Origin of the sequence: Enterobacter sp. GER_MD16_1505_Eko_090 (assembly GCF_003331015.1) — a bacterium.
In the GTDB taxonomy this organism is placed as follows: Bacteria; Pseudomonadota; Gammaproteobacteria; order Enterobacterales; family Enterobacteriaceae; genus Enterobacter; species Enterobacter roggenkampii.
This window is the reverse complement of sequence record NZ_PUQF01000026.1, coordinates 1-26,565: the sequence shown is the minus strand read 5'-3', so window position 1 is coordinate 26,565 and position 26,565 is coordinate 1. Positions and strand designations below refer to the sequence as shown.

General features: G+C 54.9%; 28 protein-coding genes. 15 read left to right on the top strand and 13 right to left on the bottom strand.

Features of this window, described 5'->3' with window-relative positions; genetic code table 11:
• Positions 1–70: 70 nt before the first annotated feature.
• From rpmB to mutM, 3 genes are all read left to right on the top strand, one after another.
• Entirely contained in the window at positions 71–307 is a 237-nt protein-coding gene (gene rpmB / locus C6A40_RS22455) for a 50S ribosomal protein L28 (protein WP_002436699.1), read from the top strand.
• 22 nt (positions 308–329) lie between these two features.
• Entirely contained in the window at positions 330–497 is a 168-nt protein-coding gene (gene rpmG / locus C6A40_RS22450) for a 50S ribosomal protein L33 (protein WP_003024094.1), read from the top strand.
• Between the two features lie 72 nt (positions 498–569).
• A complete protein-coding gene (mutM, locus tag C6A40_RS22445) occupies positions 570–1,379 on the top strand; it encodes a bifunctional DNA-formamidopyrimidine glycosylase/DNA-(apurinic or apyrimidinic site) lyase (RefSeq protein ID WP_008502694.1) in 810 nt (269 codons plus the stop codon).
• 2 nt (positions 1,380–1,381) lie between these two features.
• Here mutM and coaD read toward each other — a convergent pair whose 3' ends face one another.
• From coaD to C6A40_RS22425, 4 genes are all read right to left on the bottom strand, one after another.
• A complete protein-coding gene (coaD, locus tag C6A40_RS22440; RefSeq protein WP_008502695.1) occupies positions 1,382–1,861 on the bottom strand; it encodes a pantetheine-phosphate adenylyltransferase in 480 nt (159 codons plus the stop codon).
• 3 nt (positions 1,862–1,864) lie between these two features.
• Entirely contained in the window at positions 1,865–2,635 is a 771-nt protein-coding gene (locus tag C6A40_RS22435; protein WP_045337151.1) for a glycosyltransferase family 2 protein, read from the bottom strand.
• Positions 2,635–3,909 carry a lipid IV(A) 3-deoxy-D-manno-octulosonic acid transferase gene (gene waaA, locus C6A40_RS22430; protein WP_023294798.1) on the bottom strand — a complete coding sequence of 425 codons (1,275 nt, stop codon included), beginning with the start codon at positions 3,907–3,909 and terminating at the stop codon, positions 2,635–2,637. The genes C6A40_RS22435 and waaA overlap by 1 nt, the downstream gene beginning before the upstream one ends.
• A 66-nt stretch (positions 3,910–3,975) precedes the next feature.
• A complete protein-coding gene (locus C6A40_RS22425) occupies positions 3,976–4,959 on the bottom strand; it encodes a glycosyltransferase (RefSeq protein WP_025910598.1) in 984 nt (327 codons plus the stop codon).
• A 157-nt stretch (positions 4,960–5,116) separates the two neighbouring features.
• Here C6A40_RS22425 and C6A40_RS22420 point away from each other — a divergent pair, with 157 nt between their 5' ends.
• The gene (locus C6A40_RS22420) at positions 5,117–6,220 is read left to right on the top strand and encodes a glycosyltransferase family 4 protein (protein WP_021242420.1); all 1,104 of its coding nucleotides are present in this window, start codon (positions 5,117–5,119) and stop codon (positions 6,218–6,220) included.
• On the opposite strand, the gene C6A40_RS22415 is transcribed toward C6A40_RS22420, so the two are convergent.
• From C6A40_RS22415 to rfaD, 5 genes are read right to left on the bottom strand one after another with little or no spacing between them, the layout of a single operon-like run.
• Positions 6,199–7,308, bottom strand: a complete 1,110-nt coding sequence (locus tag C6A40_RS22415) for a glycosyltransferase family 4 protein (protein WP_045337148.1) — start codon at positions 7,306–7,308, stop codon at positions 6,199–6,201. The genes C6A40_RS22420 and C6A40_RS22415 overlap by 22 nt on opposite strands.
• On the bottom strand, positions 7,305–8,414 hold the full coding sequence (gene rfaQ, locus C6A40_RS22410; protein ID WP_045337146.1) for a putative lipopolysaccharide heptosyltransferase III: 1,110 nt from the start codon (positions 8,412–8,414) through the stop codon (positions 7,305–7,307). The genes C6A40_RS22415 and rfaQ overlap by 4 nt, the downstream gene beginning before the upstream one ends.
• Positions 8,407–9,393 (bottom strand): lipopolysaccharide heptosyltransferase RfaC, encoded by a 987-nt coding sequence (gene rfaC / locus C6A40_RS22405; RefSeq protein ID WP_045337144.1) that lies wholly within the window; start codon positions 9,391–9,393, stop codon positions 8,407–8,409. The genes rfaQ and rfaC overlap by 8 nt, the downstream gene beginning before the upstream one ends.
• Before the next feature lie 3 nt (positions 9,394–9,396).
• Entirely contained in the window at positions 9,397–10,443 is a 1,047-nt protein-coding gene (gene rfaF / locus C6A40_RS22400; RefSeq protein ID WP_008502706.1) for an ADP-heptose--LPS heptosyltransferase RfaF, read from the bottom strand.
• Positions 10,444–10,445: 2 nt separating this feature from the next.
• Positions 10,446–11,378 (bottom strand): ADP-glyceromanno-heptose 6-epimerase, encoded by a 933-nt coding sequence (gene rfaD / locus C6A40_RS22395; protein ID WP_023294808.1) that lies wholly within the window; start codon positions 11,376–11,378, stop codon positions 10,446–10,448.
• A 215-nt stretch (positions 11,379–11,593) separates the two neighbouring features.
• Between rfaD and kbl the strand changes: the two genes are divergently transcribed.
• From kbl to C6A40_RS22365, 6 genes are all read left to right on the top strand, one after another.
• Complete coding sequence (gene kbl / locus C6A40_RS22390; protein ID WP_045337142.1) at positions 11,594–12,790, top strand: glycine C-acetyltransferase; 1,197 nt, start codon at positions 11,594–11,596, stop codon at positions 12,788–12,790.
• 9 nt (positions 12,791–12,799) lie between these two features.
• Entirely contained in the window at positions 12,800–13,825 is a 1,026-nt protein-coding gene (gene tdh, locus C6A40_RS22385; protein ID WP_021242426.1) for an L-threonine 3-dehydrogenase, read from the top strand.
• Between the two features lie 177 nt (positions 13,826–14,002).
• Positions 14,003–15,583, top strand: coding sequence for a phosphoethanolamine transferase (locus C6A40_RS22380; protein ID WP_045337140.1), 1,581 nt, complete (start codon positions 14,003–14,005; stop codon positions 15,581–15,583).
• A 65-nt stretch (positions 15,584–15,648) separates the two neighbouring features.
• Positions 15,649–16,908 (top strand): O-antigen ligase family protein, encoded by a 1,260-nt coding sequence (locus tag C6A40_RS22375; RefSeq protein WP_307729161.1) that lies wholly within the window; start codon positions 15,649–15,651, stop codon positions 16,906–16,908.
• A 71-nt stretch (positions 16,909–16,979) separates the two neighbouring features.
• On the top strand, positions 16,980–17,828 hold the full coding sequence (locus C6A40_RS22370; RefSeq protein ID WP_045337136.1) for a glycosyltransferase: 849 nt from the start codon (positions 16,980–16,982) through the stop codon (positions 17,826–17,828).
• Between the two features lie 15 nt (positions 17,829–17,843).
• Positions 17,844–18,764 (top strand): capsular polysaccharide synthesis protein, encoded by a 921-nt coding sequence (locus C6A40_RS22365; protein WP_224162538.1) that lies wholly within the window; start codon positions 17,844–17,846, stop codon positions 18,762–18,764.
• A gap of 33 nt (positions 18,765–18,797) precedes the next feature.
• Here C6A40_RS22365 and C6A40_RS22360 read toward each other — a convergent pair whose 3' ends face one another.
• Genes C6A40_RS22360 through gpmM form a run of 3 tightly spaced genes read right to left on the bottom strand, consistent with a single transcriptional unit; the run spans position 18,798 to position 22,571 of the window.
• Positions 18,798–19,730 carry a divergent polysaccharide deacetylase family protein gene (locus C6A40_RS22360; protein ID WP_045337134.1) on the bottom strand — a complete coding sequence of 311 codons (933 nt, stop codon included), beginning with the start codon at positions 19,728–19,730 and terminating at the stop codon, positions 18,798–18,800.
• A 3-nt stretch (positions 19,731–19,733) separates the two neighbouring features.
• Positions 19,734–20,993: a murein hydrolase activator EnvC gene (gene envC, locus C6A40_RS22355; protein WP_025910576.1), complete on the bottom strand. Its 1,260-nt coding sequence runs from the start codon at positions 20,991–20,993 to the stop codon at positions 19,734–19,736.
• A 33-nt stretch (positions 20,994–21,026) separates the two neighbouring features.
• Positions 21,027–22,571 carry a 2,3-bisphosphoglycerate-independent phosphoglycerate mutase gene (gene gpmM, locus C6A40_RS22350; RefSeq protein ID WP_023294812.1) on the bottom strand — a complete coding sequence of 515 codons (1,545 nt, stop codon included), beginning with the start codon at positions 22,569–22,571 and terminating at the stop codon, positions 21,027–21,029.
• Between the two features lie 247 nt (positions 22,572–22,818).
• Here gpmM and C6A40_RS22345 point away from each other — a divergent pair, with 247 nt between their 5' ends.
• The 5 genes from C6A40_RS22345 (at position 22,819) to cysE (ending at position 25,928) form a co-directional block, all read left to right on the top strand.
• Positions 22,819–23,250, top strand: a complete 432-nt coding sequence (locus tag C6A40_RS22345) for a rhodanese-like domain-containing protein (RefSeq protein ID WP_008502714.1) — start codon at positions 22,819–22,821, stop codon at positions 23,248–23,250.
• 11 nt (positions 23,251–23,261) lie between these two features.
• Positions 23,262–23,513, top strand: a complete 252-nt coding sequence (gene grxC / locus C6A40_RS22340; RefSeq protein ID WP_045328557.1) for a glutaredoxin 3 — start codon at positions 23,262–23,264, stop codon at positions 23,511–23,513.
• A gap of 32 nt (positions 23,514–23,545) precedes the next feature.
• Positions 23,546–24,013, top strand: a complete 468-nt coding sequence (secB, locus tag C6A40_RS22335) for a protein-export chaperone SecB (RefSeq protein WP_008502716.1) — start codon at positions 23,546–23,548, stop codon at positions 24,011–24,013.
• Complete coding sequence (gpsA, locus tag C6A40_RS22330) at positions 24,013–25,032, top strand: NAD(P)H-dependent glycerol-3-phosphate dehydrogenase (RefSeq protein WP_008502717.1); 1,020 nt, start codon at positions 24,013–24,015, stop codon at positions 25,030–25,032. Before secB ends, gpsA begins: the two co-directional genes overlap by 1 nt.
• Before the next feature lie 74 nt (positions 25,033–25,106).
• Positions 25,107–25,928, top strand: a complete 822-nt coding sequence (cysE, locus tag C6A40_RS22325) for a serine O-acetyltransferase (protein WP_008502718.1) — start codon at positions 25,107–25,109, stop codon at positions 25,926–25,928.
• Here cysE and trmL read toward each other — a convergent pair.
• Positions 25,925–26,398: a tRNA (uridine(34)/cytosine(34)/5-carboxymethylaminomethyluridine(34)-2'-O)-methyltransferase TrmL gene (gene trmL / locus C6A40_RS22320; protein ID WP_045337132.1), complete on the bottom strand. Its 474-nt coding sequence runs from the start codon at positions 26,396–26,398 to the stop codon at positions 25,925–25,927. The two genes, cysE and trmL, sit on opposite strands and share 4 nt — an antisense overlap.
• Between the last annotated feature and the right edge of the window lie 167 nt (positions 26,399–26,565).

Below are 26,565 nucleotides of genomic sequence, written 5' to 3'. Positions count from 1 at the left end.
GCTGTAAAGCCTGACGAGGCGCCGATACCCCATACGAAGCTCGAGCTAATTTGATTTTTGGAGAATAGACATGTCCCGAGTCTGCCAAGTTACTGGCAAGCGTCCGGTGACCGGTAACAACCGTTCCCACGCACTGAACGCGACTAAACGCCGTTTCCTGCCGAACCTGCACTCTCACCGTTTCTGGGTTGAGAGCGAGAAGCGTTTTGTCACCCTGCGCGTATCTGCTAAAGGTATGCGTGTAATCGATAAGAAAGGCATCGATACAGTTCTGTCTGAACTGCGTGCCCGTGGCGAAAAGTACTAAGTACTTAAAGAGGAAATAAATCATGGCTAAAGGTATTCGCGAGAAAATCAAGCTGGTTTCTTCTGCTGGTACAGGTCACTTCTACACCACCACGAAGAACAAACGTACTAAGCCGGAAAAACTGGAACTGAAAAAATTCGATCCAGTTGTACGCCAGCACGTACTGTACAAAGAAGCTAAAATCAAATAATTTTAGTCTCCTTGTATCGAAAAACCCCGCAACTGCGGGGTTTTTTGCATTCTGTATCTCAACGGAGGAACCATGCCTGAATTACCTGAGGTAGAAACCAGCCGTCGCGGCATTGAGCCCCATCTGGTCGGCGCGACGATTCTTCACGCGGTTGTCCGTAACGGGCGTCTGCGCTGGCCGGTGTCCGATGAGATCCATGCCCTGAGCGATAAACCCGTCCTTAGCGTGCAGCGCCGCGCGAAATACCTGCTGCTGGAGCTGCCCGACGGCTGGATCATTATCCACCTGGGGATGTCCGGGAGCCTGCGCGTTCTTACCGAAGAACTGCCTGCGGAAAAGCACGACCACGTGGATCTGGTGATGAGCAACGGCAAAGTGCTCCGTTACACCGATCCACGGCGCTTTGGCGCGTGGCTGTGGACGAAGGAGCTGGAAGGGCATAACGTGCTGGCGCATCTGGGCCCGGAGCCGCTCTCAGACGCGTTTAACGCGGAATACCTCAAGGCGAAGTGCGCGAAGAAGAAAAGCCCGATTAAGCCCTGGCTGATGGATAACAAGCTGGTGGTCGGCGTGGGGAATATCTACGCCAGCGAATCGCTGTTTGCGGCCGGGATCCACCCCGATCGGCTGGCCTCGTCGCTGTCGGCGCAGGAGTGCGAGCTGCTGGTCCGGGTGATTAAAGCCGTATTGCTGCGCTCGATTGAGCAGGGGGGGACAACGTTGAAGGACTTCCTGCAAAGTGACGGCAAGCCGGGCTATTTTGCCCAGGAGCTGCAGGTGTATGGCCGTAAGGGCGAACCGTGCAGAGTCTGCGGCACACCCATTATTGCCACGAAGCACGCCCAGCGCGCCACGTTCTACTGCCGTCAGTGCCAGAAATAGGGCTACTTTAGCTTTTCCATCAACGCCTGGTGGACGTTAACCGGCAGGAAATGGGTAACGTCCCCGTGATGGCGCGCCACCTCTTTCACCAGCGTGGACGAGATAAACGACCACTCTTTGGAGGGCATCAGGAATACGCTCTCCAGTTCCGGCATCAGGTGGCGGTTCATGTGCGCCAGCTGCATCTCATATTCGAAGTCTGCCACCGCGCGTAAACCGCGGATCAGAATGTTCGCCTGCTGGGCGCGGGCGAAGTTCGCCATCAGGTCGCTGAATCCGACAACCTCAACATTCGGCAGGTGCGAAATGGCATCGGTGGCGAGCTGCACGCGCTCGTGGAGGTCAAACATCGGCTTTTTGCTGGGGCTGGCGGCAATGGCCAGGATCACCTTGTCAAACATGCACGCCGCACGGGTGATGATATCAAGATGACCGTTGGTGATCGGATCGAAGGTACCCGGATAAATCGCTTTTGTGCTCATGGCTCACGTTTTCTCTGAGTAGCCGCGGCAGAGCGCCCACAGCTCGGTGTATTTGTTAAAAGTATACTGGGCATTGACTACCGCGAGTAACCAGCCCTGCTTACCGTCCAGCACGCCACCACGCAGCAGCAGCGTTTTCAGGAACGCGCCCAGCGTGTGGGTGAAGATTCCGGTCAGCGAGGCCTTCTTGCCGCGCTGGTGACGCTCCCGCGCCCATGCGGTGGCATAGTTGAGCTGTTTGCGCTGGAAGCTTGCGAAATCGCGGCAGGTCAGGTGCAGCAAATCGCCCGTCAGGGGGATGACCTGGGCATTGTCGCAGGCCAGAGATTCATGCACCAGATTGTCGTTGTACTGATACCGCTCGCGCTCGTAGAGGCGCGTCACGCGGTCAGGATACCAGCCGCTGTGGCGCATAAAACGGCCAAGGAAGTAGTTGCGGCGGGCAATGCTGTATACAGCACCAGGTTGAGGTGAGGAAAGCACCGCCTGTATGGCCTGCTGAAGCTCCGGCGTGATGCGCTCGTCAGTATCGAGCATCAGGACATAATCTCCGGTGGCAAACCCCTGCGCGCGCTGGCGCTGGAGGCCATAGCCTTGCCAGTCAGTATCGATAAAGACTTTTGCGCCCGCTGCCCGGGCAACGTCCACCGTGTTGTCCGTACTTCCGGAATCAAGAACGACTATCTCGTCAGCCCAGGCAACCGACGCCAGGCAGTCCGGAAGCAGGTCGGCGGCGTTTTTGGCGATCATCACGACCGACAGACGCGTTGACATCAGTGGCTCCGCTGGGGCAGGTAAGGTTGCAGAAGTTGCAGCAGACGGGTCAGGGCACCCTGGTTCTGGTGCAGCACTTCGACCGCATGTCGCCCGTACCACAGGCGATAATCTTCGTCAGTCAGAAGGGTTGAGACCTCTTTAACTACGGAGTCCGCATCGGTCACGGTAATTAAACCATCGGCCTGCTGTAATTTCGCGCAGATATCTTTGAAGTTAAACGTATGTGGCCCCATCAGCACCGGAATCGCGTGGGCTGCCGGCTCGAGCGGGTTATGGCCGCCGCGCTCCACCAGGCTGCCGCCGACAAACGCGAGGTCAGCAATGCCGTACAGCAGCATCAGCTCGCCCATCGTATCGCCAATCACCACCTGGGTGCTGCCAGACGGGATCTCCCCGCTGCTGCGCAGCGTGAAGCTGAAACCGGCTTTCTGAACCATTTCACGGGCATCTTTAAAACGTTCCGGATGGCGGGGCACGAGGATCAGCAGTAAATCAGGGAAGCTTTCCAGCAGCTTGCGGTGCGCCTGCAGGATGATCTCTTCTTCACCGTCATGGGTACTGGTCGCAATCCAGACCTGACGACGCGGGGCCCACTGGCGGCGAAGCGTGATGGCGCGGGCGGCGAGTTCAGGGGTAACCGAAATATCAAATTTCAGACTGCCCGTCACCGCAAGCTGGTTGCGTTTGAGGCCCAGAGAGATAAAGCGTGCCGCATCTTCTTCATTCTGCGCGGCAATCAGGGTGATCTTGCTCAGCAGGCGGCGCATAAATTTACCCAGCTTGCCGTAACCTTTCGCCGAGCGCTCTGACAGGCGCGCGTTGGCAATCACCAGCGGAATTTTACGGGCATGCAGGGCGGAGATCATGTTCGGCCACAGTTCGGTTTCCATCACAATCACCAGCTTCGGGCGAACGGTATTCAGGAAACGATTCATGGCGCAGGGGAGATCGTAAGGGAGATAGACGTGATGAACGTCTTTGCCGAAAGCGGATAACGCGCGCTCCGAGCCGGTTGGCGTCATCGTCGTGACGGTAATCGGCAGCGACGGGTAGCGGTGACGCAGGGCGCGAACCAGCGGGATCGCCGCCAGCGTTTCACCGACAGAAACGGAATGCAGCAAAATACCGTCCGGTGCGACTTTATTGCGGCAGAAGCCATAGCGTTCAGCCCAGCGTTTACGGTACGCAGGCGCTTTCCGGCTACGAAGCAACAGTCTCAGCCACACCAGTGGCTGAATAATGTAGAGCAGGGCGGTATACAACAATTCCAAGCGATTATCCGTTTTTTTAGTTTCGGCGGGCAAATTCTAAGCATTTGAGCCAGGTAAAGCTATCTCTTATGCCAGATACCGTTTCAGACGGAAATAACGGCGTCCCAGGCGCCAGTGCTGGCGCAGCCCACGGGCGTTTTTCCAGATTAGCGACCAGATCCCGCGGTCAAACAGCTCGCGGATGATTTCACGCTTTTTGCTCTGATCGCCGATGTTGTTAATGGCGTGAAGAATGCCCAGACCCTCTTTGGCAATCTGCCACTGGCAGGCCGGCACATGGCGCACCGCATCCGGGTAACGCTGGTTGATTGCATCCAGCATTTCGAGGATTTTCATGTAGTGGCGGGCGTTGCGCATTCGCGTGTCGTCCGTTCCCGGCGTGTGCGACACCGAGGCCGAGTGGATCAGGTAATCGTAAAAGGTTTCGTCGGTGTACTGCACGCGTTTGGCGGTCAGCAGCACTTCAGTGGTCCAGGGGATATCCTGGTGGCGCAGACCGTGTTCAAAGGTGAAGCCCTGCTCCTTGATGAAAGCATGACGGTAGATATTGAGCCAGGTCACGTGCAGGAACTTTCGTGATGAAAGCGCGCGCTGAAGCCAGGTTGGGCCGTCCAGCACGTCGGTGGACTGCAGCTTGTCGGACGGGAAGATCTTTTTCGACGGGCGTCCGTCGTCGTAGATATAGGTACCGTTGCAGGTCGCGACATCAAGATCGTTCTTTTTGGCCATCTCAAGCAGGCGCGGGTACATGCCCGGATAAATCACGTCGTCGATGTCCGGGAAGGCGACGTATTCGCCCGTTGCCACCGCCAGGCCGGTATTACGCGCGGCCGACACGCCCTGATTGGCCTGATCGATAACTTTGTAGAAGGGGAATTCGCTGGCGTACTGCGCAATGATGGTGGAGGAGCTGTCGCTTGACCCGTCGTTCACAACGACCAGTTCCAGACTGTCCAAATGTTGAGCTTTAATGCTGTCGAAAAATGCATTGAGGAATTTTTCACCGTTATAAACGGCGACCACGAGGCTCAATAAAGGTTTGTCGGACATGCTTTCTCCGTTGTGTTCAGGGCAGGCCACCCAATATGGTGGTACCATTCGCGCTGTATTATATCTGGTGGATACTAAAAACATATGCCTGGAGGGACAAAGATCGTTTCAGGTGGAAAATTAGCGTCACGCGGGCGAGATTTTTAACAGGAAATATATGCATATTGTTCACACTGAAGCAGACGGCGGCAAAGGCGGGCAGCCTCTGCGCATTATCAACGAATCGCTTGGGATGATTCAGCGTGGCCATCAGGTGACTCTCCTTTGTCCGGAAACTGCGCCGCTCCACGCGCTGGCACGCAATGCCGGTTTGACGGTGGTCACGATGCCGTTGAAGCGTAAGAACCTTAAAAACCTGCAGGTGCTGCGTCGCTGGATGAAGGATAACCGTCACTCGATTGACGTCATCAACAGCCATAACTCTGCCGATACCTGGCTGGTGGCGCTGGCGAATCTGACGCTGTCCAACCCTGTACCACTGGTGAGAACCCGTCATGCGTCCGGCGTACCGCGCAACAACTGGACGACCCGCTGGCTCTTCCGCACGGCCTGCGCGCATATCGTGACCACCGGCGAGGCGCTGCGCCATCAGATGGCAGATATTGGCGTGCCGATGTCTCAGAGTACGTCGGTGCCAAGCGGTGTCGATACACAGCGTTTCCATCCGGGAGATAAGCACCAGGCCCGGGTTCATTGTGGTTTGTCGCAGGACGATTTCTGGCTGGGCGTGGTATCGCATTTGCGCCCGAACAAAGGCCATAGCGTACTGCTGCGCGCCCTGGCGAAAATCGACAATCCACACATCAAGCTGGCGATTGTCGGCGAAGGTCCGCACAAAGCGACGCTGGAACAGGAAATCACCGCCCAGGGGTTACAGCACCGCGTAGTCATGGCGGGACATCAATCCGATCCGGAACGCTGGTTCCCGGCCTTTGATATTGCGCTCAGCCCTTCGCACGATATGGAAGGTGTTCCGCAGGGCGTGCTGCAATCGTTAGCCACCCGTATTGCCACCATTGCGACGGATGCGGGTGGAACGGGAGATGCGGTGATTAACGGGCAGACGGGAGTGCTGGTCGCGCAGCGCGACGAAAACGCGCTGCACGATGCCATAATGAAACTCTATGACGACTCAGTCCTTCGCGAGACGCTCGCGCAACAGGGATATGACTACCTGAGCACGCACTTTACCCGCGAATGTATGCTGGACGCGATGGAGAAAGTCTTCTCCGATGCCGCTCAGCGCAGCAAATCGCGATAAAGCGCCTGTAACTCTTTCGCCATTCTGTCCAGGGTGAAGGGCTCGGCGGTTGCACGCGCAGCGGCGAAGTAATCGACACCCTGTTCACGGCCTTTCAGCCACAGCGAGATGGCCTGCTGGTAGCCTTCGCTGTCCAGCGCGTCGCGCACCCAGCCGTTTTGACCCTCGGTTATCCACTCCGCCGCGCCGCAGCCGTGGCTGGTAAGCAGCGGCAAACCACAGGCCAGCGCTTCCACGCAGACGTTCGGGAAGGGATCGTAGAGCGTCGGCAGGATAAGGGCATCCGCCGTGCCATAGACTTCACGCACGTTGGCAACGGGGCCCAGGAACTTCACTCGTGAGGAAATCCCCAGCGCCTGCGCCAGCTTTTCGAACTTCCGCGCATGTTTATCGCGGCCGGCAATCAGCAGCCAGACGTCAGGATGCGCCACAATGGCGCGCAGCGCGGTGGCGACGCCTTTACGGCTGAAGCCTGACCCAACATACGCCAGCACCGGTGCGTCAGGAGGAATACCCAGGGCATCACGCTGCGAAAGGGCGCGGACCTCAGGGCTAAACTGAACGGTGTCCACGCCGTTGTAGATCACCGTCAGCTTGTCGTCCGGCAGCCCGAAGCGACGCACGATATCATCGCGCACCATCTTCGAATTACAGATCACCTTGCGCAGCTGCGGATGGGTAAACATCTGCGCCTCGGCCTGCAGAATGTAGCGGTGATAGCGGCTCAGAGATTGCGCCCAGCGCGCCAGCGGCGACAGAATGCGGCCATATTGCTCAAGCCAGGTGGCGTGAACACCGTCGCCTGCCCGGAAGATGGTGGCTCCCGGTATGCGTTCGTGGCTTTGCACAATATCAAACTGCGCAAAATGCGCGGCGGCTTCGAGGGCAAAACCGGATTCACGCGCGATGCGATTGCGAAACGGCGGATTGACCGTCAGCGTTTTCCAGCCTGCGGCATCCTCCCACTGGCGAGCAATCAGCGTGACATCAAGGGAGGTATCCTGCGCCAGCACGTTTAGCGCACGTGAGACAAAACGCTCTGCGCCACCGTTGGGGTTGTAGGTCTGTCGGACAATAGCCAGCTTCATGCAGGGGTTTCCGTTTCCAGAAGCATCGTATCAATGGCGCTCAGCACCTGCTGCGGGGTGATGGCCGTGATGCAGTCAGAGACACCGCTGTCTCCGCAGCCCGCTTTGCCGCACGGCTGGCAGGTAAACCCGGCCACAATCACACGATAATTTACCCCCCACGGCGCCCATTTGATGGCGCCGGTAGGGCCAAAGATGGCGACGGTTGGCGTACCGACGGCGCTCGCAAGATGCATTGGCATGGAATCCACGCCGAAGTACACCCGGGCGTGCTTCATGAGCGCTCCCAGCTCTTTCAGGTTCAGCTGACCGCTTAAATCAAAGACCGGCTGGGTGAGGGCTGCGCGCAGCGCGTCCATATAGGCCTTCTCTTCTTTTGACGGTGCGGCGGAGAGGACGATCGGCTGGCCGCGCGCCGCCAGGTTATCAATGGTCGCTGCCAGCTTTTTGATATCCCAGGCCTTAAACATCCAGCGCGAGGTCGGGTGAACCAGAATGTAGGATTTACTCGTGAGCCCAAACCCGGCCAGTTTTTCGGCCACAGAGGCTTCTGCCGCGTCACCGGGCACAAAAAGCGTATGTTTGTCTTCATCGGACTGCGGATGAATGCCGATCCGGCGCAGGGCATCCAGATTAACCTCCACCATATGACGGCTGTTGTCCTGAATCGCCGGATAGAGCGTGGTGAACGATTTCACCCAACGGCGACGCGCCAGGCCACCGCGCTTATCCGGCTTAAAGCCGACGGAGACGCGCGGTTTCAGGCGACGCGCCAGACGCGCGCCGTGCCAGTGTTCGGTCAGGTTAATCAGCACGTCATACTGACGGCCTTTCAGGGTGATCAGCAGGGCGCGGTAGAGGCGGAATTGTTCAAACCAGCCCTTCTTGCGCCAGTTGCGCCCAATAGTGTGCACCTGGTCGATATGCGGGTGGCTGGTCAGCATCGCCTGGGTATCGTCATAAACCAGCGCATCGACTTCCACGTTCGGCCAGTTCTTTTTCAGCACGGTAAAAACCGGCGAGGTAAGCAAAACGTCACCGTGGTGACGAAGCTTAATAATCAGCACGCGCTTTGGCGGGCGCTCCGCTGAGAAAAAATCAGACATAGGCTCTCTCTGCTGCCAGCAAAGGCTCTAATTGCGCAAATACCGCAGCGGCGCTGAGATCGCTCAGCTGCGATGAGTGTTCCTGGCGGCAGATATATTGATTTTTTCCATAGCCGCCGATCAGGCCCGGGTCCGTTGGGCCGTAAAGCGTAATATTAGGACGGTCCAGCGCCGCCGTCAGGTGGCTGAGTCCCGTATCCACGGAGACCACAGCCGTAGCGCCTGCCAGCGCCTGAGCGACGCCATCCAGCTTCATGCGCGGCAGAACGTCCACGTAATCAAACCCTTCTGCCAGACGTTTGGCCCGTGCCTCTTCGTGCGGTGCGCCCCACGGGAGTTTGATACGCAGCCCCGCGTTTGCCAGCAGGCCGATCAGTTCGCGCCAGTGCGCTTCCGGCCAGTGCTTGTCATCGCGGGTTGTTGCGTGAAGGAAAATCAGATAAGGATCGCTTTTCTGCGATGAGGTGTGCAGGAAATGCCGGGAAATCGCATAGTCGCCCTGGGTTTCCGGTTTCGCGTAGCCCAGGCTTTTGGCAAACAGCTCTCGGGTACGTTCCACCGCGTGCTGTTGCTTTGCGATGTGATGGCGGCGGTTATAAAACAGGCTCGCCAGCGGTTCTCGGGCGCTGTGCCAGTCCATGCCGTGCTTTACGCCGCGCGCCAGTCGCGTCACCAGCGCGGCGCTTTTGACCAGCCCCTGCGCGTCGATGATGGCATCATAATGCAGCACCTGTACCGCTTCGCGGAAGGTTTTGCGTTCGGCTTTAATCGGGGCAGAGAACCACGCTTTCCGCCAGCGGCGAATCGCCACCGGGATCACGCGGTCGACCGCTTCATGCCAGGTGGGGATCTGCGCGAAGCCCTCTTCCACCACCCAGTCAAAACGAATACCCGGTACGGCCTGCATGGCATCCGTCAGTGACGGCAGCGTGTGCAGAACATCGCCCATCGACGAGGTTTTAACGATCAGTACCCGCATTCGTTATCCTTCTTCGCTCAACAGCAGTTCGTTAAGCTCTTCAAGAACGCGCTGCGGGGTAATGTCGATCAGGCTCTGATGATAACCTTCAGCGGCATCGCCTTTGCGCACCTTGTGGTAGCCGGTGATCAGGCGAATAACGCGCGCTTTATGGGAAAGCGGAGGCGTAAAGTCCGGGCTGCTTGGCCCATACAGCGCCACCAGCGGACGGTTGAGCGCAGCGGCGACGTGCATCAGGCCTGAATCGTTGGTAACCACAGCGTGGCAGGCAGCAATCAGGATAACCGCCTGCTCAAGCTGCGTTTCTCCCGCCAGGTTGCGGCACCAGGCCTGCTGTTCATTACTGAGCGTCGCGAGAATTTCGTTGCCCGCCTCGTGGTCTTTTGCCGAACCGAACAGGACAATCTGGTAGCCTTCGTCGATCAGCTGTTTCGCCAGCTCTGCATAGTGGTAGTGCGGCCAGCGTTTTGCCGGGCCGAACTCGGCGCCAGGGCAGAAGCCAATCATCGGACGTTCAGCCGAAAGGCCAAACGCGCTGCAGGTCTGGGATTTTTCACCGTCGTTAACCTGAAGCTGGGGCCAGAGCAGCGGCTGCGGCAGGTCTTTCGCGCTGCGCATCACGCCTTTGTCATAGGCCAGCGCCACGTAGCGCTCCACCATTAATGGCCAGGCCGCTTTATCCAGCACGCGCGCATCGTTCAGCAGGCCGTAGCGCATTTCGCCGCGCCAGCCGGTGCGATGCGGAATGCCCGCAAAGAAGGGCACCAGGGCAGATTTAAAGGAGTTGGGCAGAACATACGCGCGGTCATACCGCTTCTCGCGCAGGCTATGGCCGAGCTTGCGGCGTTCGCCAATTTCCAGCGCCCCGTGGCCGAGCGGCATCGGGATCGCTTCATTCACTTCCGGCATACGCGATAACAGCGGACGGCACCACGCGGGCGCCATCACGTCGATTATCGCCTGGGGATAGCGCGCCTTGAGCGTGCGATAGAGACTTTGCGACATCATCATGTCGCCCACCCATGACGGGCCGATCACCAGAATCTTCATACTTACGCGTCGCGGTTCAGCCAGGCCATATACTCCGTTACGCCTTCGGCAACGGTTTTGAACGGTTTGTCATAACCCGCTGCGCGCAGGTTAGTCAGGTCAGCCTGGGTGAACGCCTGATAGCGGCCTTTCAGCTTGTCCGGGAACGGAATGTACTCGATGCTGCCTTTTTTGTGGTACGCCAGCGTGGCGTCAGCCACCGCCTGGAAGGACTCTGCGCGGCCGGTACCCAGGTTGAAGATGCCGGACACGCCGTTTTCCCAGAACCACAGGTTTACGGCCGCCACGTCGCCCACGTAAACGAAGTCGCGCTTGAAGCCGTCGCTGCCTTCGAAGAGTTTTGGACTTTCACCGTTATTCAGCTGGGTGTTCAGGTGGAACGCCACGCTCGCCATGCTGCCTTTGTGGCCTTCGCGCGGTCCGTAGACGTTGAAGTAGCGGAAGCCGACGATCTGCGAGTTCGCTTCTGGCAGAACCTGACGCACATATTCGTCGAACAGGAATTTGGAGTAGCCGTAGACGTTCAGCGGCTGCTCATATTCGCGGGACTCGATGAAGTCCGAGGTGCGCCCGCCGTAAGTGGCGGCAGAAGAGGCATACAGGAACGGAATTTCACGCTCCAGGCAGTAATGCAGGATCTCTTTGGAATACTGATAGTTGTTTTCCATCATGTACTTGCCGTCCCACTCGGTGGTGGAAGAACACGCACCTTCGTGGAAGATGGCTTCGATCTCGCCGAACTCTTCACCTGCCATAATCTGGATAAGGAAGTCTTCTTTATCCATGTAGTCAGCGATGTTCAGATCCACCAGGTTAACGAACTTGGTGCCGTCTTTCAGGTTGTCAACCACCAGGATGTCGGTGATGCCTTTGTCATTGAGAGCCTTAACAATATTGCTGCCGATAAAGCCTGCGCCGCCGGTAACGATGATCATAACTGTAACCTTTGAAGTGTGGAGCCCGGGGACAATCCCGGACGCTAATGTTTCTATCATATCATTAGTATGGCTGCCCTTCAGCCATTCACCGACATAGCGCAAGGGTACACGTGATTTATGCTGCAAAAACGACAAGAGATGACGTGTCATCTCGTCATGAACTATAGGTTTGGGTAATATGTCCCGAAATTTGCCGAGTCTGGAGAATTGCAATGCGTGGTGATTTTTACAAACAGTTAAACAGCGACCTCGAGACCGCACGTGCGGAAGGGTTGTTCAAGGAAGAGCGTATTATCACGTCTGCACAGCAGGCGGACATCACCGTTGCCGACGGCAGCCATGTGATCAACTTTTGTGCGAACAACTACTTAGGTCTTGCGAATCACCCTGAGCTGATTGCCGCGGCAAAAAACGGCATGGATACTCACGGTTTTGGTATGGCCTCAGTACGCTTTATCTGCGGTACCCAGGACAGCCACAAGCAGCTTGAGCAAAAGCTGGCGAACTTCCTCGGAATGGAAGACGCGATTCTCTACTCCTCCTGCTTTGACGCCAACGGCGGCCTGTTCGAGACCCTGCTCGGCGCAGAAGATGCCATTATCTCCGACGCCCTGAACCATGCGTCCATCATTGACGGCGTGCGTCTGTGCAAAGCGAAGCGCTTCCGCTACGCCAACAACGACATGGTCGAGCTGGAAGCGCGCCTGAAAGAGGCCCGTGAAGCGGGGGCTCGTCATGTGCTGATCGCCACCGACGGCGTGTTCTCGATGGACGGCGTGATCGCCAACCTGAAGGGCGTGTGCGACCTGGCGGATAAATACGACGCGCTGGTAATGGTCGATGACTCTCACGCGGTCGGCTTTGTCGGCGAAAACGGCCGTGGTTCCCACGAATACTGCGATGTGATGGGCCGCGTGGACATCATCACCGGCACGCTGGGCAAAGCGCTCGGTGGCGCATCCGGCGGCTATACCGCTGCGCGTAAAGAGGTAGTGGAGTGGCTGCGCCAGCGCTCGCGTCCGTATCTGTTCTCCAACTCCCTGGCACCGGCGATTGTTGCCGCCTCCATCAAAGTGCTGGAGATGGTGGCGTCCGGCGCTGAACTGCGCGACCGCCTGTGGTCCAACGCGAGTCTGTTCCGTGAAAAAATGAGCGCAGCAGGGTTCACCCTGGCCGGTGCTGACCACGCGATCATTCCGGTGATGCTGGGTGATGCGGTCGTGGCGCAGAACTTTGCCCGCGAACTGCAGAAAGAAGGGATTTACGTCACCGGGTTCTTCTTCCCGGTGGTGCCAAAAGGTCAGGCGCGTATCCGCACCCAGATGTCTGCGGCGCATACGCCTGAACAAATTGAACGTGCGGTGGAAGCCTTTACCCGCATCGGTAAACAGCTGGGCGTCATTGCCTGAGGACGTGTGATGAAAGCGTTATCCAAACTGAAAGCGGAAGAAGGGATTTGGATGACCGACGTGCCGGAACCGGAAGTCGGTCATAACGATCTGCTGATCAAAATTCGTAAAACGGCTATCTGCGGTACTGACGTTCACATCTACAACTGGGACCAGTGGTCGCAGAAAACCATTCCTGTACCGATGGTTGTCGGTCACGAATATGTCGGTGAAGTGGTGGGTATCGGCCAGGAAGTGAAAGGCTTCAAAATCGGCGACCGCGTCTCCGGTGAAGGTCACATTACCTGCGGCCACTGCCGTAACTGCCGCGGTGGGCGTACGCACCTGTGCCGCAATACCATCGGCGTGGGCGTGAACCGTCCGGGCTGCTTCGCGGAATATCTGGTGATCCCGGCCTTTAACGCCTTCAAAATCCCGGACAATATTTCTGACGATCTGGCCTCCATTTTCGATCCGTTCGGTAACGCCGTGCACACGGCGCTCTCCTTCGATCTGGTCGGTGAAGACGTGCTGGTCTCCGGCGCGGGCCCCATCGGCATTATGGCGGCAGCCGTGGCGAAGCATGTAGGTGCGCGCAACGTCGTGATCACCGACGTAAACGAATACCGCCTGTCGCTGGCGCGCAAAATGGGCGTCACCCGCGCGGTGGATGTCTCGAAAGAGAGCCTGACCGACGTGATGGAAGAGCTGGGCATGACCGAGGGCTTTGACGTGGGTCTGGAGATGTCCGGCGCCCCACCGGCGTTCCGCACCATGCTCGACACCATGAACCACGGTGGCCGTATCGCGATGTTGGGTATCCCGCCGTCGGATATGTCCATCGACTGGAACAAAGTGATCTTCAAGGGGCTGTTCATCAAGGGTATCTATGGTCGTGAGATGTTTGAGACCTGGTACAAGATGGCGGCGTTGATTCAGTCCGGCCTGGATCTGTCCCCGATTATCACTCACCGTTTCTCCATCGATGAGTTCCAGCAGGGCTTCGACGCGATGCGTTCCGGCCAGTCAGGGAAAGTGATTCTGAGCTGGGATTAAATCTGCCTGCTGGCACCACTTTTTCGGGTGCCAGCGCTCTTTCTTAGCGGTTTGACTTTCCAGAGGTTACTTGTTAACTTTTGGCGAAATTTTCTCCATTCCGTCTTCTCCACACGTTCATTCAAGTAGTTAAAATGATTGCGTCAGGAAAGATTCTGCCAGGCTAATTAGGTCATTATGTCCACACTATTTCCACAGAAGTTGGTTGAGACACCTTCGCGATTTACCGCTTTCTTAACTTTCTTTATTTCCCTGCTAATAGTCATTGGCGTTAATATTATACATGCTAAATATAATGCGGTAATTAACCGTATGCTGGTTTTCGCACTGATATTGCTGTCGTTAAAATGTATAAACAATAAAATATTCAGAAATGTACTTGCGATTATTTTATTAATTCCAGTCGCGGCAGACATCACTTTACAGTTATATGCCTGGAGTAATTTCAATTCTGCGTTTAGCTATGGGTTTGCGCTAAGCGTACTTAATACGACACCGGGTGAAGCAAGTTCGATGCTCGGTTTGTATTGGCGCGATTGCCTGATTTTTATCGCCCTCTCGGCGTTTTTCATTTTTACCGCCAATACCGGGATATGGCCTGTCGCGCCGCGTTTTCGTCGCTGGCCCGCCATTGCGCTTGCCGTCACGCTGCTGAGTTTTTATGGTCAGGCCTTGCAGCATCAACTCAGGAAAAGCAGCGTAGAAAGCCTGGCGCAGCGCGTGGTTCAGGCAACACCTGTCAGCACGTCTAAAGTCTTTATGCAGGCCATCGAAGATAATGCCGTGGTGGCCAATATCGGTAATAACATTCCTGATTATAAAATCACGCTATCCGATACTGGCATCGAAAACTATGTATTGATTATTGGTGAGTCTGAGCGCACGGCAAATATGGGTATCTATGGTTATCCTCGAGATACGACACCGGAGCTGGAGAAGCAAAAATCGCAGCTATTATTGTTCCGTAATGCTGTAACGCCTGCTCCGGTCACGATTATGGCGGTTCCGCTGGCGTTGACCGCCGATACTGTGAATGCACGAGATCCTCGTAAGTATGGCGATAACGTCATCAATATCGCTAACAAAGCGGGATATGATACGTACTGGTTTAGTCGTCAGGGTAAAGGAGGGGCGCATAATAACGTCATTACCGGAATTGCCCTGAACACGAAACAGCATGAGTGGATTGACGGGGGCTACGACGAAGACCTTCTGCCGCTGTTGCGGAATGCGTTAAAAACGCCGGGCAAGAAACTGATTGTTCTGCATTTGTATGGAAGTCACGAACCGTCCTGTCGACGCTTCCCTGCCAGCCAGGCGGTGCTGCAGGGTGATAATGAAGCTGATGATTGTTATGACAATTCGGTGCGATACACGGATATGTTGATGGGTAAGGTCTTTAGCTTGCTCGAAGACTCGCGCTCATCAGTTATGTATTTTTCCGATCATGGCCTGGTCCGAGATCCGAAGCGTGCGGTTGCGTATTCGCACGGAAATGTTAATCCTCCACGAGAGGCTCTGCATATCCCTGTGTTTATCTGGTACGGACATCAGGTGGATTCCGATAAGCAGTATACCGGAGATTATAAAACTGTCTGGTCTGCTGATGATATTAATACGCTGGCTGAGCTATGGCTTGGGATCCATCGTCAGGGAGAACCTGCCCTGTCTGTACAATCATGGCTTGCCGGTTATAATAAAAACGTAACCGTGCTGGATACGACCGGGAAGTCCTTTGACTGGCGTAATATTCGTTAACACAGGTGTGATAAACTTGTTTTTTCAGTGTGCTAGCCTGTTTTTCCTTTATAGTAAATGGAATAATGATGATTAATGTAGAACGAGATAAGGTCCAGTTTGTATTGCTGCAGCTACTCTTCGGAATGTGTGCTTTAGCTTTTGGTTGCGTCGTTGTTTCACCTAATTTATCCGCCAAAATTTTGGGCCTGGCGGGTGTAACAGCATTCGTTATTTTCTTATTGGATATTAAAAATTCCAGAAAGAACGATGCATTCTGGCTTTGTCTGGTCCTGCTGGCTATTGGAATTTGCGATTTGGCCTGGTACCGAATGTATAAGGTTGATAGTGAGGCGATCAACTCTTATCGCGCCTATCTTGAAGTCGGGAAAATCTGCCTTTTCGGGGCATTCTCCATCTTCATGCTTGTGAGCAGAGAGCAATTCAAAATCGGCAGTAATAAAATCCATATGTTGCTGGTCATCACGCTGCAGGTGATGATTATTGTCTATGCAGGATATCAAAATATTTTTCTTGGAAACCAAAGAGTTACGCTTTCCCTTGCCGGTGGGGCGGATGCGACAGGGGCCGCTTATACCATTGCATTTATTTCCTTCTACACGATTCTGGTTCTTCAGCACAGTTTAAGTAGATGGAAAGAGTTGTTTGTACTCGGGCATTTTTTTATCACTTTCCTGGTACTGGTGGCGACAGAAACTCGAGCAGCCATTCTGACCTATCCGATTATTTTCTTCGCATTGCTGGTGGTGAAGTTCTACAAGGAAAAGCATATCCCATGGAAGGGAGTTGCGGTTTTCCTGATCGCGTTGCTGGCTGGTGCATTTATGATGAAAGACAGCCTGATAAAGCGTTATAACGACTTTAACAATGACATTGTTTCCTATGATAAAGCGAACAGTGCCACTTCTGTTGGGGCTCGTTTTGCTATGTGGAAAACGGGATTAGCTGCGTCTAAAAATAATTATTTATGGCAGTCGACAGATGAGCGAAACGCAAAGATAATTGCCGAGGTTAATAAAGACCCAAGCTTGTCAGGCGCGCTGGATCACATCCGCGGTCATCTTCATAATGAAATCGTCGAAACGCTTTCAGTGAAAGGACCTTCAGGCGTTCTTCTTTATATTCTGTTTGTGATATCGCTTGGCTGGTATGCATTACGTAAACGTAAAAGTATTATACTTTTCGCGTTCCTGGTTTCGATTGTTATGTTCGGCGTAGGTGGTGTGATGTTCTATTCTAAAACAACTCCTGTTGCGTGGATGTTGACGCTGATAATGTCGATTGTTTTCCTGGAACAAAACAAACATCGTACTGTCATTAAGTAACCGTTTTGATTCTCCCTCGGGAAAAAGGTATTCTTCCGAGGGAGAAATACCTTTTACCAGACGAGTACCCCATGAACGAACTGATTTCAGTCATCATCACCACCTACAACAGAGAGGCGTTGCTGGAACGCGCAATTCGTTCAGTTATTGCTCAGACATATCCCGCAGTAGAATTGGTTATTGTTGATGACTGCTCCAATGAGAAAACCCCTCAACTTATCGAGCGTATGCGCGCTGAGTGTGAGGCGCGCTTTGTACATTTCATCTACGAGCGTAACGAAAAGAACAGCGGTTCTAACTTCAGCCGTAACCGGGGCTATGCGCTTTCGCACGGCGTGTTTGTAACGGGGCTTGATGACGACGATTATTTCCTGCCAGAGCGTTTGACGAAGCTCGCTGAGCGGTATGATGATAAGTATGCTTTCGTGACGGACACGCCCGCCAGGTTGGACAAAACCCACCGTACCTATCCGGAAACTGATGACAAACGAATCATTGAGCTGCAGGATATTCTGTGTGAAAACGTGGTTGGCAATCAGGTATTGACCACAAAAGAAAAACTGTTAGGCGTAGGCGGATTTTCCCCTGAAATTAAACAGCAGCAAGATCGCGATGTGTGGATTAAATTAATTCTGAAGTATGGTCCAGGAATCAAATACAGTTTCAGTACTGCGATGGTGGATGCTGAACACGGGAGCGATCGTATTACGTCGCAGGTTAAAAAATACAATGCGTATCGGAAACTCTATTTTAAATACCGTCGGCACATGTCTGAAGTGACCCGCAGCAATAATTTATTCCAACTTATGTCGTTTCGTGGCTTTACATCATCGCGCATGAATTGCTTATTACGCGGGCGTAAAAAAGACGCTAAATTAAAAATGAAACTGTTTCGCCGTACGCTAAAAGAGCTATTCTGAATTTAATTAGGTGAAATGATGAATCTGAATGCAACGAATAAGCTCATCAAGAAAACCCGGCGCTGGCACAAAAAAACGGGTTTTTCTCTTTTTCAGCGTGCTGCTTGCCATTTTGAGCGGAAGAAAAAAGAAGCGATTTTTAGCATTATTGATGATCTCAAGGTTCAACCTGACGATTCGCACACATCGGAACCGATGCAATCAAACATTATCTGGATCTGCTGGTTCCAGGGGCTGGATAACGCGCCTGAGTTAGTTAAACGCTGTGTCGACTCTGTTTATAAACACTCAAATGGATATGAGATTATAATTATTACTGAAGATAATTTTTCGGATTATATCACACTACCTGGTGTGATTATTGAGAAATATAATTCTGAATTGATCGGTAAAGCTCACTTCTCTGATTTATTACGTTGCTGTTTATTGTATGAATATGGCGGTGTATGGCTTGACTCTACCATATTTATGGCTCATGATTTACCTTCCTACCTTGCCAATTACTCATTTTGTTCTTTGCGTTTCACTCCAGCAGATTGCTCTGGGAGTATTAGCAACGGTTTCTGGACAACTTATTTTTTGGTTTCCGAGAAAAATGGCTATTTAATCGGTAATGTAATGAATGTGCTTTTAGAATACTGGCAAAAGCATGATAAAATCATAGACTATTTTTTAATGGATTATATCTTTTCTTATTATTTTGAAAATGATAGCCACTCAAGAGAAATTATTTTATCTCAACCTGTGCTCGGTGAAAATCGTTTTTTACTAAAAAATAGTATGAATGAGCATTTCTCACTTGAACTACAAAAACAAGTTATGGAAGACCCTATAGGCATATATAAATTGTCTTATAAAGGGTCTTACCGTACTTCAAACAACGGCCAGCCGACAATATATAGCCTGATCCTTGATGGCACTTTCGAACTAAAGTGAGAAAAAAGCCACCATGACGGTGGCTTATTATCGTCAGGCTTTCTTACCCCATCCCTGCCACTGCTGCTGGACGTATTTCACCAGCGTACTGTTACTGATGCTGTCTCCGATGACAGAGAAGAAGCGGGTCGCGTAGACCGGTTCTAGCGGCTGCTTCGGTACGCAGCGCTTCACGCCGCGGAACGGATTACGCGGCGCCGTCGGGGTGGGCTGCGCAGAATTCGGCGTAGTGGTATCCACCTGCGGCTCATTCAGCAGATCGCTCGGGCGCACCAGCGTGATATCGGAAGGTAAGGTCGGCAGCATTTGCTGCAGGACGCGGACGGTAGACGGGTGGGGGTGACCGATGGCAATGGCCGAACCATTGCGGCGGGCCAGCTGTACCGCGCGATTAAACTGCACGCGAATATCGGCTTCGTTCTGGGTATCATCCAGGAACACCTTGCGCTTAATCACCTTTACGCCCGTTCCCTGAGCGGCGCGCATCGCCTGGCTGTTGCCGATGGTCATGCTGTCGAGGAAGTAGAGATTGTAACGCTCCAGCGCCTGCATCACTTTTAGCATCCCGTACAGGCTGGAGGTCATCGCGCTGCCCATATGGTTGTTCAGCCCTACGGCATACGGCACCTTGTTGTAGGCGTCTCGGATGATGCGCTCAATCTCCTCGCTGCTCATATCCGGGCGCAGGGTATCTTTTTCCAGCGGCTGCTTGCTGAGCGGGGCCATAGGCAGGTGGATGAGAACCTGATGCCCGCTGCTGTGGGCTTTGGTCGCCATCTCACGCGCGTGGGGGGCATTCGGCAGGACGGCAACGGAGATGGCCGACGGCATCGCCAGCACCTGGTTTTCATAATGTGGGCGATAACCGAAGTCATCAATCACGATAGCGAGCTTACCGGCGTATACCGGTGCAGCCAGCGCCAGCGCGCTGACGACGGAGAAAACGATTCGACGAAATTGAAGCAAAACTTATCTTCCCAACCACGGCTGTGGATTGACCGCCTGACCCTGACGACGAATTTCGAAATAGAGTGACGGGCGGCCCTGACCGCCACTGCTGCCCACAAGGGCGATGGGTTGTCCGGCGCGCACCTGCGTGCCGACGCTGACCAGCGCGCTCTGGTTGTAGCCGTAAAGACTCATGTCGCCTTTACCGTGCTCGACCACTACCACAAGCCCGTAACCCTGCAGCCAGTCGGCCAGAATCACGCGGCCATCGGCGATGGCTTTCACTTCGCTACCTTCAGACGCACCGATAACGATCCCTTTCCAACGTAGCTCACCCTGCAGCTGTTCGCCATAGCGATGCAGAATTGAACCGCGAACGGGCCAGAAAGCCTGACCGCGAGGAGAGCCGAGGCCGCCGGTACGCGACATCAGGGAACGTTCGCTTTCGCTTGGCTTGTAGGTGGTCCCTTTGCGGGACGCTTCCTGCTGCTTGTCGCGAACGGCCTGCGCCTCGCGAGCCTCTTTTTCGGCGCGCGCTTTCGCTGCGGCTTCCGCACGGGCGATGCTGTTGCGCAGTTTTGATTCGTTGGCGCGCATTTCGCTCAGCTGGCTCTGCCCTTCCTGAATCGAGGACTCGAGACCGGCCAGGGTTTTCTTACGCTCGTTGCGCGCCTGCTCAAGCTTTGCCTGCTGGGCCTGCTGATCGTAGAGCAGCGTCTGCTGCTGGCTCTGCTTCTCTTCCAGCTCGGCTTTTTGCGTGGAAACCTCTTCGCGCGTCTGCTTCAGCTGCGCGATCGTCTCCTGACGTGCCTGGTTCAGATAGCCAAAGTAGGCCTGCAGGCGCTGGCCGCGCTGGCTCTCTTCGCCGCTGAGGATGAGCTGGAGTCCGGTATGTTCACCCTGGCGGAATGCGGCATCAAGCTGTGCGGCAAGGTTGCGCTCCTGCGCATCGCGCTGGCGCTCCAGTTTGGCAATCGACGCGTTCATCTCGTCGATCTGCTTATTCAACTGGGCAAGGGTGTTTTGCGTTTCACGGAGTTTACGTGTGGCAGCGGAGATGGCCTCTTCCTGCTGCTTAAGCTGGGCGAGCAGGGCGGCGCGCTGCTGCTGCTGTTGGCGTACCGCACGCTCTTTGGCGGCGATATCGGCCTGAATGGATTTCAGCTGGTCGCGGTCATCCGCGTGGGCGGATGCGGCGCACAGCAATACGCCAGCGCTGAGTGCGCTGGCGTAAAACAGAGGTCTGACTGATAACCTAAGCGGCTTCACGACCCATGTGATTGAAAAAATCGCCTTTCCCCTCATGGGGAGCGATTATTCCACGATGAACAGCGGCTTACCAGTCATCTCTTCAGGGATCGGCATACCCATCAGCGACAACATGGTTGGCGCGATGTCAGAAAGCTTGCCGCCTTCTACGGCTTTCACTGATTTATCACCCACATAAATCAGCGGAACCGGCAGGTTGGTGTGGGCGGTGTGCGCCTGTCCGGTCGCCGGGTCGCGCATCTGTTCAGCGTTACCGTGATCCGCGGTGATCAGCAGCTGGCCGCCAACGGATTCAACCGCTTTCGCCACCTGCTCAACGCAGTGGTCCAGCGCTTCAACCGCTTTCACTGCCGCTTCCATCACCCCGGTATGACCGACCATGTCGCCGTTCGGGTAGTTACAGATGATGGTGTCGTATTTGCCGCTCTCGATGGCCGCAACCAATTTTTCAGTCAATTCTGCAGAGCTCATTTCTGGCTGCAGATCGTAGGTGGCGACTTTCGGGGAGTTGATCAGAATACGTTCTTCGCCTTTGAACGGCTCTTCAACGCCACCGTTAAAGAAGAAGGTCACGTGCGCGTATTTTTCCGTTTCGGAAATACGCAGCTGCGTTTTGTCATTCTTCGCCATCCACTCGCCGAAGGTGTTTGCCAGCGAGGCCGGTGGGTATGCGCACGGCGCTTTGATGTCTGCCGCGTATTCGGTCAGCTGGATGAAGTCGATGTTTACCACTTTCTTACGGGCAAAACCGTCGAAGTCGCTGTTGACGAACGCACGGGTGATTTCGCGCGCGCGGTCAGCGCGGAAGTTCATGAAGATCAGCGCGTCGCCGTCTTCCATGGCGGCATCGGCCTGGCCTTCCGCGCGAATCACGGACGCTTTCACGAATTCGTCGTTTTCATCGCGTGCATAAGCCGCTTCCAGCGCTTCAACGGCGGTCGCGAACTGGAATTCCCCTTTTGCCAGGGTCAGCAGGTCATAGGCCTGTTCAACGCGATCCCAGCGGTTGTCGCGGTCCATGGCGTAGTAACGACCAATGATGGAGGCCACGCGGCCTTTACCCAGCGCGGCGAATTTGTCTTCGAAGGCTTTCAGGGAGCCTTCCGCACTGCGTGGTGGCGTGTCGCGACCGTCCAGGAAGGCGTGCAGATAGATTTTTTCCGCACCGCGCTCAGCGGCCAGTTCAACCATTGCCATGATGTGATCTTCGTGGCTGTGAACGCCGCCAGCAGAGAGCAGACCCATGATGTGAACGGCCTTGCCAGCAGCAACGGCTTTATCAACCGCGCCACACAACGTTGGGTTGGAGAAGAAGGTGCGTTCTTTGATTTCAACGTCCAGACGCGTCAGGTCCTGATACACGATACGCCCGGCGCCCAGGTTAACGTGACCGACTTCGGAGTTGCCCATCTGGCGGTCCGGCAGGCCCACTTCCAGGCCAGACGCGTCAATCAGCGTATGCGGACGTTTTGCCCACAGGGCATCCATGACCGGGGTTTTGGCGTTGAAAATAGCGTTATCCTGGCTGTCTTCACGGTAGCCATAGCCATCCAGAATCACCAGTACCATAGGTTTTTTAGAAACCGACATTGCGACAACCTCATGCTCAAGAGTCAAAATTTGCGTAATTTTACTACAGCTGAATCGATCAAATAGCCGCAGAAGATCAAAGAAAGCGCAGGGGCAAGGTACTCGCCAGACCATTTTGAGGCATTTTTTTAGGTGGCATGCCGCAGAAAATGGATTAGGTTAGGGTCGCTGGCTGTATTTGCCAGAACGCACAGGTATACTCCTGTCCTGGTTTTTTTAATCACTAAGTCGGGAGTAGTAACCCTCCATGCAAGAAATTATGCAATTCGTTAGCCGCCATCCGGTTCTGAGCATCGCGTGGATTGGCCTGCTGGCTGCTGTGCTGTTCACCACATTTAAGAGCCTGACGTCTAAGATTAAGGTTATCACCCGTGGTGAAGCGACGCGTCTGATTAACAAAGAAGATGCTGTCGTGGTCGATCTGCGTCAGCGTGACGATTTCCGCAAAGGGCACATTGCAGGTGCGATTAACCTGCTGCCTGCTGAAATCAAAGCGAACAATGTGGGCGAGCTTGAGAAGCATAAAGCCCAGCCGATTATCGTTGTTGACGGTACCGGCATGCAGGCGCAGGAATCCGCCAGCCTGCTACATAAAGCAGGCTTCGAAAACGTATCTGTGCTGAAAGAAGGCATTTCCGGCTGGAGCGGGGAAAATCTTCCTTTGGTACGCGGTAAATAAGGAGTTCAGTCATGGCCCATATTGAGATCTACACCAAAGCGACGTGCCCGTTCTGCCACCGTGCGAAAGCGCTGCTGAACAGCAAAGGCGTCACGTTCCAGGAACTGCCGATTGACGGTGACGCGGTTAAACGCGAAGAGATGATCCAACGTAGTGGTCGTACGACGGTTCCACAGATTTTTATTGATGCGCAGCACATTGGCGGCTGTGATGACTTGTATGCGCTCGATGCCCGTGGTGGACTCGATCCGCTGCTGAGCTAAGAGACTTTAGGACAATTAAAAAGGGTATTTCCATGTCAGAACAAAGCAATAATGAAATGATTTTCCAGATCCAGCGCATCTACACCAAAGATGTCTCTTTTGAAGCGCCAAATGCGCCGCACGTTTTCCAGAAAGACTGGCAGCCAGAGGTTAAACTTGATCTGGATACCGCATCAACCCAACTGGCTGATGACGTGTATGAAGTCGTACTGCGTGTGACCGTGACCGCTTCTCTGGGCGAAGAGACTGCTTTCCTGTGTGAAGTACAGCAGGGCGGTATCTTCTCCATCGGCGGTATCGAAGGCAACCAGATGGCGCATTGCCTGGGTGCGTACTGCCCGAACATTCTGTTCCCGTATGCACGTGAATGCATCACCAGCCTGGTTTCTCGCGGTACATTCCCGCAACTGAACCTTGCGCCAGTTAACTTTGATGCGCTGTTCATGAACTATCTGCAGCAGCAGGCTGGCGAAGGTGCTGAACAACATCAGGATGCCTGATGAGCACTGTTAATGCGTCAATGACTGTGATCGGTGCCGGCTCATACGGCACCGCTCTTGCCATCACGCTGGCAAGAAATGGTCACGATGTGGTCCTGTGGGGCCACGACCCAAAACATATCGCGACGCTACAGCGCGACCGCTGTAACGTGGCGTTTCTCCCGGACGTTCCGTTCCCTGACACCCTGCACCTTGAAAGCGACCTTGCGACCGCGCTGGCGGCCAGCCGCAACATTCTGATTGTGGTTCCGAGCCATGTCTTTGGCGACGTGCTGCGTCAGATTAAGCCGCTGATGCGCCCGGATGCGCGCGTTGTCTGGGCGACGAAAGGACTGGAAGCCGAAACCGGACGCCTGCTGCAGGACGTTGCCCGCGAAGCGCTGGGTGATGCGATCCCGCTGGCGGTCATCTCCGGCCCGACCTTTGCGAAAGAGCTGGCCGCTGGCCTGCCGACGGCGATTTCACTGGCCTCCACCGATCGGGCCTTCTCCGACGATCTCCAGCAGTTGCTGCACTGCGGCAAGAGCTTCCGCGTTTACAGCAACCCCGATTTTATCGGCGTGCAGTTGGGCGGCGCGGTGAAGAACGTGATTGCGATTGGCGCCGGGATGTCCGACGGCATTGGTTTTGGTGCCAACGCCCGTACGGCGCTGATCACCCGCGGTCTGACCGAGATGTCCCGCCTGGGCGAAGCGCTGGGTGCCGATCCGGCCACCTTTATGGGGATGGCTGGCCTGGGCGATCTGGTGCTGACCTGTACCGACAACCAGTCTCGTAACCGCCGCTTTGGCATGATGCTCGGACAGGGCAGCGATGTGAAAGACGCGCAGGAGAAGATTGGCCAGGTGGTGGAAGGCTACCGCAATACCAAAGAAGTCCGCGAGTTGGCGCACCGTTTCGGTGTCGAAATGCCAATAACCGAGGAAATTTATCAGGTATTGTATTGCGGAAAAAATGCGCGCGAGGCAGCATTGACCTTATTAGGTCGTGCGCGCAAGGACGAGCGCAGCAGTAACTAGTCGGAACCGTTGTCACCTGAATGACCCAGCCAGCGCAGAACTGGCTGGTCATTAACTATCGTCTGGAGTAAGCAATGCCGTGTGAAGAACTGGATATCGTCTGGAATAACATTAAAGCCGAAGCCCGGGCGCTGGCCGACTGTGAGCCTATGCTGGCCAGTTTCTACCACGCAACGCTACTCAAGCACGAAAACCTCGGCAGCGCGCTGAGCTATATGCTCGCCAACAAGCTGGCGTCCTCGATCATGCCCGCGATTGCGATTCGTGAGGTGGTGGAAGAGGCTTACGCCGCTGACCCTGAAATGATTGCGTCTGCCGCCTGTGATATCCAGGCGGTGCGCACCCGTGACCCGGCGGTCGATAAATATTCTACGCCGCTGCTGTACCTGAAAGGCTTTCACGCCCTGCAGGCGTACCGCATTGGCCACTGGCTATGGAATGAAGGCCGCCGCGCGCTGGCGATCTTCCTGCAAAACCAGGTTTCCGTGACGTTTCAGGTTGATATTCACCCGGCGGCGAAGATTGGCCGCGGGATCATGCTCGACCACGCCACCGGGATCGTTGTCGGGGAAACAGCGGTGATTGAAGACGACGTCTCGATCCTGCAGTCGGTTACCCTGGGCGGTACCGGGAAAACCAGCGGCGATCGCCATCCGAAAATTCGTGAAGGGGTGATGATTGGCGCGGGTGCCAAAATCCTCGGCAATATCGAAGTCGGACGCGGCGCGAAGATCGGCGCAGGCTCCGTGGTGCTCCAGCCGGTGCCGCCGCACACCACCGCCGCTGGCGTACCGGCGCGCATCGTCGGTAAGCCAGACAGCGATAAGCCGTCCATGGATATGGATCAGCACTTCAACGGCATTCACCATACCTTCGAGTATGGTGACGGCATTTAACTTCTGAGAATGGCGCCCGGATATCCCAGCTGGCGCCATGCTTCATACACCACCACCGACACCGCGTTCGACAGGTTCATGCTGCGGCTGTCCGGCATCATCGGAATACGGATTTTCTGCTCAGCGGGCAGGGTATCCAGAATCGTGGCCGGCAGGCCGCGGGTTTCCGGGCCAAACATCAGATAGTCACCTGCCTGATAGCTTACGGCGCTGTGCGCTGGCGTGCCTTTGGTGGTCAGGGCGAACATGCGCTGCGGCTGCTCTGCTTCCAGAAACGCGGCGTAATCGTGGTGGCGAATAACGGCGGTAAATTCATGATAATCCAGCCCTGCGCGACGCAGGCGTTTGTCGTCCCACGTAAAGCCCATCGGCTCAATAATGTGCAGACGAAAACCGGTGTTGGCACACAGGCGGATAATATTGCCGGTATTCGGCGGAATTTCTGGTTCGAATAAAACGATGTTAAGCATGCTGCCCCCTTAATTGCGGGGGCAGGATAGCAGAAAAGAGAGGAACTACGCGACGCCGGGTTCCTGCGAGCGACTATAGAGGGCCGTTTGGAAAACGGAATCTATGGTCACTCCCGTTTTTGCAACACCGATTTTGACGACAAGTTGGCTTGCTTGAATCTATCCGG